The following is an 11,814-nucleotide window of genomic DNA, read 5'->3' on the forward strand; positions in this document are numbered from 1 at the left end:
ATGGCATCGTGTTTGAACTCTCTAGTGTAATTTGGACGTTTTCGTTTCTTGCTCATTGAACACCTCACTTTCTGTATAATTACTCTTAGCAAAGTGTCCGGTAAAATTAAACCACATTAAAGAAACCAATCGCCACAATCATTTTTTGAGATAATAAGATTCTTGAGCAAACCCTCATATCAACTTCCTTGCTCAAATTTAGAACGGAGGTATCGTTAATTTAAAAATACATTTACTCAGATGAACTATCGGCTTTGAGCGGCCTGCTCATTTAGCGCCATCAATTCATCCCTGGATATGATGGCCGATACATCAGGGACATGTTTGCGGATATTCTCGAGGCCCCCTTCCTGGCGATCAACCAGTATGATTGCTTTAACCACATCCACCCCTTCCGAGCGGGCCCTTTCGATGGCCTTAACCGTTGAACCGCCGGTTGTCGCGACGTCATCTATGATAACCACCCGATCCCCCGGCTGGATATCTCCTTCGATCCATTTTACAATGCCGTGGTCTTTTTGGGTTTTTCTGATGGAAAATGCATTGATCGGCTTTCCCTTTAATTCAGATGCGAAGGAGGTTGCCATAGCTATGGGATCGGCGCCGAAGGTAAGCCCCCCGATCCCGGTAATGTTCGCATCCTGTATTGCTTCAAGCATTACATGACCGATTAAAAACATGCCCCGTGCACTCAAAGTGGTCGGTTTGCAATTGACATAAAAGCGGCTCATTCTGCCTGAAACCAGTTTAAAAGCAGGCGCTTGACTGTACTTAAAAGACTTTTCATAAATAAGCTTAATGAGTTCTTGTTTCATACCCCTATTACCTCGGATTCTACTGATCTTAGATGTTGTAATCGACCTGTGGATCAATCGAATAACAAGAAAATGTTGATTTAAAGGCAGTTATCAGATATAAAAGCCTCCACCGAATTGGAAGAAGCCGGTTTAACGGGATCCAGTGGAGGCTCTGAGCAAGGAAAACTCAGGAAAGCACTCCTTGCGCTCGATACAATTATTACCAATTAAATTTATGCGGGTCAATCCAAAAGACGTGTTCAGGATCAAAATGAAATTGCATAAAATAATCAACGCGTTTTATTTATTTATATTTCTTTGGTTGCTTTCAGAAACCATACCAATTTCTACCGGATATGCTGCTGACGAGAAAAATCCGCAGACCCTGAGCCTCAAACAGGCTGTGGAAATAGCCTTAAAAGCCAACCTGGCTCTTAAAAAATCAAAAGATGAAATAAATGCTGCCCGAGCCATAAAAAATATTTCAAGAGCAAATTTTTTACCTACGTTTAATACCACCTATAGCTATAAACGACGCGATGAAGAAATATCACAGATTTATTCAACCGGAGTAACGGGCGTCATTACGCCTCTGGAAGAGTATACCTTTGTCGCATCTTTTTCCCAGCCCATATTTAGCAGATTTTCACTGATCAACCAGTACAAAGTGGCAAGCCTTGGCCTGGACATTGCGGAAATCAGCGAAAAGGCTACACGACTGGAAGTTATCTTCCAGGCAAAAAAGGCCTTTTTTACCCTGTTAAAAGCCCAAAAATTGCATTCAGTCGCCAAGGATGCGGTTAAGCTCCTTTCCGCGCTCCAGGAAGTGGCAGAAAATTTTTATCAGGTCGGCATGACACCTTTAAATGACTGGCTCAAAGCACAGGTTGAACTGGCCAATACCAAACAGGATCTTATTGTCGCTCGCAACAATCTGGATTTAGCAAAATCCGAACTGAACCTCGTACTTCGCCGACCGGTGGATTCTCCTGTGCAAATTACCGATATTTTGAATTATTCACCCCTTGAAAACGATTCCGATTACTATCTTGATATGGCAGATCAAAACCGCTTTGAAATCAAAATTGCTGACCTAAATGTCGAAATTGCAGACCGGGAAGTCAAAATTGCCAAAAAGGATCTATACCCTTCCATAAGTCTGGAAGGTTCTTATTATAAAATCGGTACGGACTGGGATGTGGACGGTGGCGATGGGATAGGCGATCCGGACGGCTGGAGTATTTCAGCCATTGCCACCTGGAACTTCTGGGAATGGGGCAGGACCTGCTATGGCGTCAAGGAAAAATTGAGTCGTCTTTCACAGGCCAAATATGATAAATCGGAACTTTACGATAATGTTCGCCTTGAAGTGAAACAGTCCTATCTGAAGGCCAAAGAAAGTGAAATGAACATCGTCACTGTGGAAAAAGCCATCGAGCAGGCAAAAGAAAATTTAAGGATAAGCGAGGAGCAATACAGACACCAGGTGGCGACTTCCACCGATGTGCTGGATGCACAGACTCTCCTTTCTAGGACAATGACCAATTATTACAACGCACTGTATGATTTTAAAATATCGAAAGCCGCTTTGCACCGGGTAATCAGTCTGGAAGTAATTGAATGATTGATGGCATCGTAGCCATCGGTGATACTTTTTGCGAGTTGATTAATGCTTGACGAAAAAGAAAAAAATGCAATCATCCGCCTGTTTCATGTTTACCGGCACTACGGACCCAAGAACGCCTTGATCGATATTACCCTTGACGTTTTTAAAAATGAATTTCTTTTTATCAGCGGTCCCAGCGGCGCAGGCAAAACCACTCTTTTAAAGTTGCTCTATCTTGGAGAACCGGTGTCGGACGGCCAGATCTTGATAGACGGAATGAACCTGTCGAGAATTTCCCGCAATCGAATTCCTTATCTTAGACGAAATTTTGGCATCGTGTTCCAGGATTATAAGCTGATCAAAACCAAAACCGTATACGAAAATGTGGCAATTGTCCTTGAAGCTTCCGGGGTTAAAAAGAGGATGGTGCAAAAAAAAGTGAACCATGTGCTAAGAACAGTCGGAATGGAACAGAGACACGCTTCGTTTCCTCCAAGCCTTTCAGGCGGAGAACAACAAAGGGTGGCCATTGCCAGGGCCATCGTGGGAGATCCTAAAATAATTCTTGCAGATGAACCCACCGGGAGTCTGGACTCCGAATCAGCGGGTTTTATTTTTAGCCTTCTTAAAGGCGTTCATACCCGTGGTGCGACTGTGATTATTGCCACCCATGATAAGGAACTTATCAGGAAAACAGGAGGCCGGGTGGTGTATCTTAATTCTGGCCGACTTGAGACATCACCTTATATATAAAAGCGGTTGTTGGCATGGCAGGTAAGTATAGGATTGGATTGAGAGATGATCAGGCATTTTTATAAACGGGCAATACAGGATATTCGGGAAAACAGGTTTTTAAATGTCGTCACTATTATCACCATAGCGCTGTCAATTCTTATCGTCAGCGTTTTTGCTCTTTTTTTCATTAATACCAACGATCTTATCAACCATTGGAAAAAAGGCATACGGATTATGGTGTATCTTAAGACAAATACTGCTGAAGCAAAAATTCCGGATATAAAAAAGAAATTTGAGGAGATGTATGGGGTTTCCAAAGCTGTGTTTATCTCTAAAGAAAAAGCGCTTGAGCAGCTCAAACAGCACATGAAATCGCAAATTTCGCTTCTGGAGGATCTCAAGGAAAATCCGCTTCCAGATGCCTTTGAAGTGCGCATGATCCCTTCATCGCAAAGCTGGGAAAAAGTGGATATTTTATCGGCCAAAATAAAATCGTTTCCATTTGTGGACGATGTGGAATACGGCGAGAAATGGCTTGGACGATTTACCAATGTGGTCAGCCTGTTCAGGTTAACCGGATATGGAGTTGGCGGCCTTTTTTTTATGGCAGCCGTGTTTATTGTCGCCAATACCATTCGACTTGTGCTTTACTCCAGGCGGGAAGAAATCGAAATCATGCGCCTTATTGGCGCTTCCGACAGTTTTATTAAAACACCATTTTACATTCAAGGATTTATCCAAGGGACATTTGGAGGGATCATCGGGCTTGGCATTTTGTTTGTTGCCTTTATGATCATCGCCTCCAATATTGGGCATGGATTCCTCCCGGGCTCTTTTCAAATAAGATTTCTTCCCCCGGTGGTATTTTTTTCAGTAGTCATAAGCAGCATGCTGGTGGGATGGTTGGGATGTTATCTTTCCCTTAAGCAATTTTTAAAAGCATAATCTGGGCTTCGTTTTTGAAAAAGCAATAGCAATAAATGGGCTTTTTAAGAAAATTTGCCACCGAGTTTCACAGAAAGACACTGAATTTTATTTTTTCTATCTGTGAAATTTCTCTGCAATTTCTTGGTAATCATATAATGAACAAAAAAAACAATAAATTTAGCCCTATCTTTATCGTTATTATCTTTCTTGTGTTGTTTTGCTTTGGTGCCGCTTCTGGTTTTGAGGAGACAGAAATTGACCGGCTTAAAGAAAAAGCAAACGATGTTGAACAGAAAATAGATAAAAGCCAAACCGAGGTGTTAAAATATTCCAAAAAAGAAAGTGCCATCACACATAGCCTTGACAGGATTGATTTTTCTTTGAACAAAGCCAGACGGAAAATTTCTCTCAACAAATCCGAGCTTTCGGTCCTGGAAAAAAAAATTTCCAAGACAACCAATGAATACAAAAAACTAACCAAAAAAATTGAATTAACTGAAGATTATGCAGCCACTCGACTGGTGGCACTTTATAAGATCAACCAAATGGGTCAATTGAACCTTCTGGTCACGGCTGAATCTGTCCATGAACTGGTACAACGAAAAATGGCTTTAGAGCGGATACTTGAATATGATGAAAAAATAAGAAACGCTTTTGTTGAGGATAAGATCCGCCTTAAAAAAGTGCTGAATCGTTTGAATCAGCAGCAAATTAAAAAGGTCTCTCTTAAAGCGGATATGAATAAACAATTCGGTATGATGTATCAAAAAAGAAAAGCTCGTGAAAAGCTGCTTAAAGAAATACGCTCAAAGAAATCTTATGAACTCGCGGCCCTCTATTCTCTTAAAAAAACAGCCAAAACGCTGGACCAAAAAATAGAATCCTTGGACGCTAAACTGAAGCAAGACAGCGAAGACAAAAAATCTTCTTTTCCTGCGTTTAAGGGGTTGCTTAAAATGCCTGTCAGGGGTAAAATAGAACGTTTTTTTGGTGCGTATAAAAACAGCAAATTTAACGTAACTAATTTTTGCAGCGGCATAAATATCGGAGCAAAAAGAGGGGAACCGGTTGCCGCCGTATATGATGGAAAAATAATTTATTCCAGCTGGTTTAAAGGCTACGGGAATATGATAATTATAGACCACGGGAGCAGTTACTATACCTTATATGCACATCTGGAAGAAGTCTTCGTGGATAAGGGGGCAGAAATAAAAACCGGTCAGGTAATCGCAACCGTTGGTGACACAGGTTCATTGACTGGTCCTAGTTTGCATTTTGAAGTCCGTCATTTCGGGAAACCTGTTGATCCGCTTGAGTGGTTAAAAGCCGGGTAATTGTTCACCGGCACTGCATCTGCACGCGTTCAGGGCAACCAGCATAGCATAACCATACTATAGCTGATCGCCCTGAGCACGCACATCTACAGCACCTGTGAACGATTACAAAACCCAGATTGTACGACCTTCATTTGAATGGGCGTGGCGAACGGTTACAAAGCCAGTTAGAAGGAGATTAATATAATGATCATAAAGAAAAGAAAGCACCTCAGGCTGTGGATAGCCCTAACTGTTACCGTTATTTTCCTCACCATGGGGACAGGCTTTTACGGCAATCTTGAGGCAAAGAGTGAAGAAACTTACCAAAGCCTTAAGGTTTTTTCTGATGTGCTCGAAATAATAGAAAAGAACTATGTGGATGAAGTCGATTCAAAGGAACTCATTCAAAAGGCAATTCAGGGAATGGTTCAAAGCCTTGATCCCCATTCGTCGCTGATGCCACCCGAGGATTTTCAGGACCTGAGTATCGATACAAAGGGCGAGTTCACCGGAATCGGTATTCATATAACCATGCGGGACAAATTTGTTACCGTGATTTCGCCCATAGAAGGAACGCCTGCTTATCGGGCCGGTATAAAAGCTCAGGATAGAATTATCAAAGTGGATGGCAAGCCGACCACCGACTTACGCGAAGCAGTAAAAATGATGAGAGGTCCCAAAGGCACCACCGTGGTGGTAACCATCCAGCGCAAAGGAGCAGCCGACCCGATTGAATTTACCCTTATCCGTGATACCATACCGATAAGGAGCGTCAGATCCGCAGTTTTAAAACCCGGATATGGATATATCCGCATTTCCAATTTTAACCAGAGCACCACCGACGATCTAAAAAAGGCGCTCGCCGAACTCGAATCAAGCGCCAAAACCGGTGACGCACCCTTAAAAGGTCTCGTTCTTGACTTTCGCAACAATGGAGGGGGACTGTTAAACCAGGCAATTACAGTTTCAGACCTCTTTATAGAAGAGGGGATTATTTTATCCATCAAGGGTCGGACCAAGAGAAATACAAAAGATTTCCCTGCCAGTGTCAACAATGTGAAACGAACCTATCCGATTGTAGCCCTGATTAACGGAGGAAGTGCCAGTGCCTCTGAAATTGTTGTCGGAGCGCTGCAGGACCACAAGCGTGCCCTTGTACTCGGAACCACATCTTTTGGTAAAGGCTCCGTACAGACGGTTGAAACACTGCGTGATGGCTACGGACTTAAATTGACCATTGCCAGATACTATACGCCAAGCGGAAGGGAGATCCAGGCAAAAGGGATTGAGCCGGATGTCGTTGTCAAGCACAGGTTTGCAGATGAATCCGACTCAGAAGGCGACGAAGAGCGCTTTTATAAAGAAAAAGATCTGAAAAATCATCTTGAACCGAAGTCCGGTGACACGAAAGTCATAAAACCTGAACCTGGTCGTAAAAAAGGTAAAAAGAAAGGCTCCAAAAAGCGCGAAGAGGAGTACCTGGTGGGCCCCCTTAACGCCAAGAACCTGAAGTCGGATAACCAGATTATGCGTGCACTTGAACTCCTCGTAGGGTATGATTTGCTTAAAGGTTTTCAAAGCTGATGTAACTGCCTTCCATGGTTAAAAGAAAAACTAAAAAAAAAAGAGCTAAAAAAAAAGCCCGGAAAAAAATTTCCCTAAGTACTTCTCTAATTAAAATTTTTTTCGGATTTACCATTCTTCTTGTTTTGGTTTTTCTCGCCGGTGTTCTTGCCCATCATTTCATGTTGCGCAAGGAGCCGGTGAAAGGTTTACAGCCATCAGAGCAAGCGCCGATTACCCAAATACCCCCTTTTGAGATCTACCCGGAAAAGGAAATACCTCCGGAGAAACCGCCGTTAAAACCAAAAAAAATACTACCGGATGGATTGCCCAAAGTCGCTATTATTATTGATGACCTGGGTTATGACCGGTTTATTGCACAAAAATTCCTCGCTCTTGATGGTGTATTTACCTTTTCCGTGCTTCCCCACAGCCCCTATACTAAAAGGATAGCCAGAGCGGCAGAGGCAAAAGGATATGACATTATGCTTCATCTTCCCATGGAGCCGATGGAATATCCTTCGGTCAATCCCGGCCCCGGAGCACTCCTGACCTCCATGTCTCCCGACGAACTCATCGAACAACTCAGAAAGGATCTGGATGATGTCCCCTCAATCAAGGGTGTCAACAACCACATGGGGTCAAGAATGACCACGGTCTCCACCCAGATGTATCAAATATTTTCTATCCTGAAAAAGCGAAATCTGTTTTTTATCGACAGTCGTTCCACCGCAAAGACCGTATGCAAACCATCGGCCCGCCTGTTGCAGATTCCTTTTGCTCAACGAGATGTTTTTATTGATCATATTCTGGATAGTGAATTTATCCGAAAACAGCTAAGGCAACTTGTGGCCATTGCCAGACGAAAGGGTATGGCGGTTGGAATTGCCCACCCACACCAAATTACCTATAAAATTCTCAGCCAGGAACTTCCTAACCTGAAAAAAAAGGTCCAGCTGGTTCCTGCTTCAGGGATTGTACAAGTCGCAGGCTGATTTAGACATTTAGAAATATCTTATTTGCCCTGGTCATCGAATGTAAAACGAGGTGATGAACATGAAAGATAAAATCAACTGGATAAAGACACACTGCGCCAGGATGGATCATGGCGGTTGTGGACTTATAGTCGGAGTTAAGGATCATGTAATTGTCAAAGTCAAAGGAGACCCGGACGGATTTTTAAATAAAGGCTATGTATGCCCCAAGGGTCTGGCATCCTCCGATCGACTCACTCACCCTTCACGGCTCAGACATCCATTAAAAAGAGCAGGCAACCGGGGAGAGGGAAAGTGGGAAAAAATCGAATGGAAAGAGGCCATTGAAATCATCTCTGATCATTTTCTCAGGATTAAGCAAAAGCACGGGGCAAAGGCCGTGGCTTTCTGCCAGGGTATGCCCAAAGGGCTGGATCATTTTGTTTTAATACGACTGGCCAATCTCTTTGGCTCCCCCAATGTGGGAGCGGTACAGGATGTCTGCCATGCCCCCCGTGAAATCAGCGGTTTTCACACCTGCGGATTTTACCCGGTCACGGACTACCACCATAAAAGCAAGCTGGTCATACTCTGGGGAAGTAATATCACCAGCACCAACGAAGAAGGTGAAATATGCAGCCTCCTTCTGGATCAACTAAAGCAGGGAACGCAGTTGATGGTGATCGATCCGAGAAAAAACGAAATGGCCCGCAAAGCAGAACTCTGGCTGCAATTAAGACCCGGAACCGACAGTGCGCTTGCCCTGGCGTTTTTAAATGTGATTATTGAAGAAGAGCTGTATGATGCTGCATTTGTAAAAAAGTGGACGCACGGTTTTGATGAACTTGCCCTACAGGTAAAATCATTCACACCGGAAAAAATGTCCAGACTCACCTGGGTTCCGGCCGATCTCATCCGCAAGGGCGCAAGGCTTTATGCAAAATCCAAACCTGCTGCCATTGGATGGGGAAACCCCATCGAACAAAACCGGCACTCTTTTGACATCTGCCGCAGCCTTGTCTGCCTGATGGCCATTTGCGGGAACCTCGATGTTCCCGGGGGGAATATTCAGGCCAATGAACCTGATATCCTGGGTCTTGGCAAGTTTGTACGGGCCGACCTGATTCCTCAAAAAAGAAAGGAAATGATTCATGCCCATCACCACACCATACCGGGCCTGATGACGGTTCCGCCTGCCTATCTTAAAAAAGCCATTTTGCAAGGCATCCCCTATCCGGTCAAAGGGGCTTATTTTCAGTGTACCAATCCGATGCTTGGCTATGCCGACAGCAAGCAAACATTTGATGCTTTGATGAAGCTCGATTTTTTTGCCGTGTCCGAGCTATTTATGACCCCCACTGCTTTGCTTGCAGATGTGGTTCTTCCTGCAGCCACCCATTTTGAATTCAACGATCTCGGTCATTACGGCCTGGGTCACGGCTGTATTTTATCCAGACCAAAAGTGGTCGATCCGCCGGAACAGTGCCGGCCGGATATTGAAATATTAAATGAGCTGGGGAAATCAATCACCGACGAAAAATACTGGTATAAAGACTATAACGAACTTTTAGATGCGGTCTTAGAGCCTACCGGGATGAATTTTAACCGTTTCGCTGAAAAAGGATATTTAAAAAGCCCGGATAAATTTAATAAATATGAGTCTAACGGATTTCGCACTCCCAGCGGAAAAGTGGAGCTGACCTTGAGCCGGGCGGAAAAGCTGAATGTGTCTCCTTTGCCTCAACTTGACGACGATTTTAAACAAGATCCGGAATACCCCCTCATATTAACCAGCTGTAAAAGCCGGTATTATCTTCATTCATCCTATAGATGGGTTAACAAGTTAAGAAAGCTCGAAAATGACCCCACCACCTTGATTCATCCTGAAACCGCAAAAAAACATGGCATCAAAGAAGGCGATGAAATAGTTATTGAAACCCGCTGTGGCCGGATCACCCAGTTTGCCCATCTGACCGACACGATTCACCCTGATGTCGTTTTGGCAGCTTACGGCTGGTGGTTTCCTGAAGCTGATATTAAAACCGGGTATGGGTGGAAAAAGTCGAACTTCAACATGCTGACATCCACCGATAACATAGGCAAGGAATTCGGCACTCCCAATCTAAAAGGGATTTCATGCAAAATCAGCCGAAAGTGATCTTTAAAAAAGAGAATTTGTTAAAATTTAAGGATAATGTGAAAAGGTATGAATTATAAAGCTCGGTAAGGTGCTCTCAGAAACCGGTACAAAATGTTTTGCATGGGCTCTGATTCCCAACCAGTTTCACCTTTTACTGCGCACCCGTGCTTGTCCACTTTCCACTGTTATACGCAGGCTGCTCTCTGGCCAGGCAATGAACTTTAACCGTCGAAATCGTCGATGAGGCCATTTTTTTCAGAACCGTCCCGGAAGTCCGTTTTATCTTTTTCGGTGTATCTCATCATGACAAACGGTACATACGGTAATGAGATTGCTTTCCGTGTTCTCACCGCCTTGCGCATGGGGTTTTCTATGATGTAATTCTAAATGGCGAGGGTCGGATCGATTCCACTCTTCATGGGACCATTTGCAAACAGTGCATTTATAATCGTCCCTCCGAAGAACATTTCTTTTAACAGGATCTGGAATGTGACGATCATGTTCAGGGCTTTGGCGATCCGCCTCAAGGAGATAGACTCCTACTTCAAGATCAGGACGTCCTGTGTTTTGGGTAACAATCGGCCAACCATATTCAGTTCGTAATTCTCTGACTCGTCTTGCCCATTCCGATCGATCTTTTGCCAGATACTTCAACTCCTCCCCTGTAACTTTCTGGCCTACATTGCATCTCAAATATTTTAAAATCTTGTCTCGAACGGCAATGTTTTCCCTTCTTATTTCGTTTGCTAAATGCCAACGATGAGCCGCACCCCTGTCCTGCTCGGTAGAAAGCAAAATATAATCAGAAGGCCCCATGGATGTTATATCAACATTGGGAAGCGGAAATTCATTCTCCTCCGCCATTTGCTTTGCTGTCAGTCCACTTGCGATTGACCAACCAAATTGGACTTTAAGTTCACGAACTCTTCTTGCATATTCTTGGATACCTGAAACGACGAGCAATTCATCTCCACTGATTATATCCCTTTGATATTTCTTAAAATAATGAAGTATTCTATCCCGTGCGCTTCGTGCTGTAGTGGAAGGAATTAAAGATTTCCCCAAATCGCGTAAATGATGAAAACAGGGAACAAGAGAAAGGACTTTTTTTCGTAAACTGTCGGATTTTAATTCCTGTTCAAAGTTGGTTAATAACTCTTGCAGCTGTTTTCTGATTTCTTCAGATTTCATGTGTAAGATTTTTTTATTTTCCTTTACCTTTGAGAAACGAAAGGAGCTTGTTTTTTAACTGATCTATGTCATTAACTTCGCACGTCCAAACAACTAAGACATCCCAACCTAATTTTTTCAAATTTCTAATGTTTACTTTATCTCTTTCAATATTTTTATCCAATTTTTCATGCCAAAATTTTTTATTGGTTGCAGGTCGCTTAGATCGTCGGCAATCTTTATGGCCATGCCAAAAACAACCATTGACAAAAATAGCTTTTTTATACTTAGGTAATATTATATCTGGCTTCCCGGGCAAATCACTCCTATAAAGTCTAAACCTATATCCCATATTGTGGAGCAAAGAGCGAACTATTAACTCAGGTTTGGTGTTTTTGCCGCCTATACGCGACATAATTTGACTTCGTTTTTCTCGTAAGAAGACATCCATTGTTCATGTTTTTGCATTAGTGTCCGGTTAAAATTTTATAAAAGCTTCTAACTAATTAATATAATACGATTTAGTGACGATATCAAGAGGGATCGATTTGAAATCAGCTTATTAGGCCTGATATTCCTTTCGTAG

At 43.1% G+C, this 11,814-nt stretch carries 10 protein-coding genes; 7 read left to right on the forward strand and 3 right to left on the reverse strand.

All coding sequences use genetic code 11. From position 1 onward, the window contains the following. Positions 1–245: 245 nt before the first annotated feature. Complete coding sequence (gene pyrE / locus SWH54_10665; GenBank protein ID MDY6791716.1) at positions 246–815, reverse strand: orotate phosphoribosyltransferase; 570 nt, start codon at positions 813–815, stop codon at positions 246–248. Positions 816–1,068: 253 nt separating this feature from the next. On the opposite strand from pyrE, the gene SWH54_10670 reads away from it, so the two are divergent. The 7 genes from SWH54_10670 (at position 1,069) to SWH54_10700 (ending at position 10,076) form a co-directional block, all read left to right on the forward strand. Next, complete coding sequence (locus SWH54_10670) at positions 1,069–2,421, forward strand: TolC family protein (GenBank protein MDY6791717.1); 1,353 nt, start codon at positions 1,069–1,071, stop codon at positions 2,419–2,421. A gap of 45 nt (positions 2,422–2,466) precedes the next feature. Then, positions 2,467–3,156 carry a cell division ATP-binding protein FtsE gene (gene ftsE / locus SWH54_10675; GenBank protein ID MDY6791718.1) on the forward strand — a complete coding sequence of 230 codons (690 nt, stop codon included), beginning with the start codon at positions 2,467–2,469 and terminating at the stop codon, positions 3,154–3,156. Positions 3,157–3,201: 45 nt separating this feature from the next. Next, complete coding sequence (ftsX, locus tag SWH54_10680; protein ID MDY6791719.1) at positions 3,202–4,083, forward strand: permease-like cell division protein FtsX; 882 nt, start codon at positions 3,202–3,204, stop codon at positions 4,081–4,083. Between the two features lie 137 nt (positions 4,084–4,220). Further along, a complete protein-coding gene (locus SWH54_10685) occupies positions 4,221–5,399 on the forward strand; it encodes a peptidoglycan DD-metalloendopeptidase family protein (GenBank protein MDY6791720.1) in 1,179 nt (392 codons plus the stop codon). A 186-nt stretch (positions 5,400–5,585) separates the two neighbouring features. Further along, positions 5,586–6,965, forward strand: a complete 1,380-nt coding sequence (locus SWH54_10690) for a S41 family peptidase (protein ID MDY6791721.1) — start codon at positions 5,586–5,588, stop codon at positions 6,963–6,965. Between the two features lie 14 nt (positions 6,966–6,979). Beyond that, positions 6,980–7,939 carry a divergent polysaccharide deacetylase family protein gene (locus tag SWH54_10695; GenBank protein MDY6791722.1) on the forward strand — a complete coding sequence of 320 codons (960 nt, stop codon included), beginning with the start codon at positions 6,980–6,982 and terminating at the stop codon, positions 7,937–7,939. Between the two features lie 61 nt (positions 7,940–8,000). Beyond that, complete coding sequence (locus tag SWH54_10700) at positions 8,001–10,076, forward strand: molybdopterin-dependent oxidoreductase (GenBank protein MDY6791723.1); 2,076 nt, start codon at positions 8,001–8,003, stop codon at positions 10,074–10,076. 261 nt (positions 10,077–10,337) lie between these two features. Here the strand turns inward: SWH54_10700 and SWH54_10705 are convergent, their stop codons facing one another. Together SWH54_10705 and SWH54_10710 are read right to left on the reverse strand one after the other, a co-directional pair. Then, a complete protein-coding gene (locus tag SWH54_10705; GenBank protein ID MDY6791724.1) occupies positions 10,338–11,249 on the reverse strand; it encodes an HNH endonuclease signature motif containing protein in 912 nt (303 codons plus the stop codon). Between the two features lie 13 nt (positions 11,250–11,262). Beyond that, positions 11,263–11,679: a very short patch repair endonuclease gene (locus SWH54_10710; GenBank protein MDY6791725.1), complete on the reverse strand. Its 417-nt coding sequence runs from the start codon at positions 11,677–11,679 to the stop codon at positions 11,263–11,265. Between the last annotated feature and the right edge of the window lie 135 nt (positions 11,680–11,814).

Source organism: Thermodesulfobacteriota bacterium, assembly GCA_034189135.1.
Lineage (GTDB): Bacteria > Desulfobacterota > Desulfobacteria > Desulfobacterales > JAUWMJ01 > JAUWMJ01.

Excerpts from the sequence above, each read along its gene's own strand:
- ftsX (MDY6791719.1), top strand. The coding sequence starts at position 3,202 with ATGATCAGGCATTTTTATAAACGGGCAATACAGGATATTCGGGAAAAC.
- SWH54_10700 (MDY6791723.1), top strand. The coding sequence starts at position 8,001 with ATGAAAGATAAAATCAACTGGATAAAGACACACTGCGCCAGGATGGAT.
- SWH54_10670 (MDY6791717.1), top strand. The coding sequence starts at position 1,069 with ATGAAATTGCATAAAATAATCAACGCGTTTTATTTATTTATATTTCTT.
- SWH54_10705 (MDY6791724.1), bottom strand. The coding sequence starts at position 11,249 with ATGAAATCTGAAGAAATCAGAAAACAGCTGCAAGAGTTATTAACCAAC.
- pyrE (MDY6791716.1), bottom strand. The coding sequence starts at position 815 with ATGAAACAAGAACTCATTAAGCTTATTTATGAAAAGTCTTTTAAGTAC.
- SWH54_10710 (MDY6791725.1), bottom strand. The coding sequence starts at position 11,679 with ATGGATGTCTTCTTACGAGAAAAACGAAGTCAAATTATGTCGCGTATA.
- ftsE (MDY6791718.1), top strand. The coding sequence starts at position 2,467 with ATGCTTGACGAAAAAGAAAAAAATGCAATCATCCGCCTGTTTCATGTT.
- SWH54_10695 (MDY6791722.1), top strand. The coding sequence starts at position 6,980 with ATGGTTAAAAGAAAAACTAAAAAAAAAAGAGCTAAAAAAAAAGCCCGG.
- SWH54_10685 (MDY6791720.1), top strand. The coding sequence starts at position 4,221 with ATGAACAAAAAAAACAATAAATTTAGCCCTATCTTTATCGTTATTATC.
- SWH54_10690 (MDY6791721.1), top strand. The coding sequence starts at position 5,586 with ATGATCATAAAGAAAAGAAAGCACCTCAGGCTGTGGATAGCCCTAACT.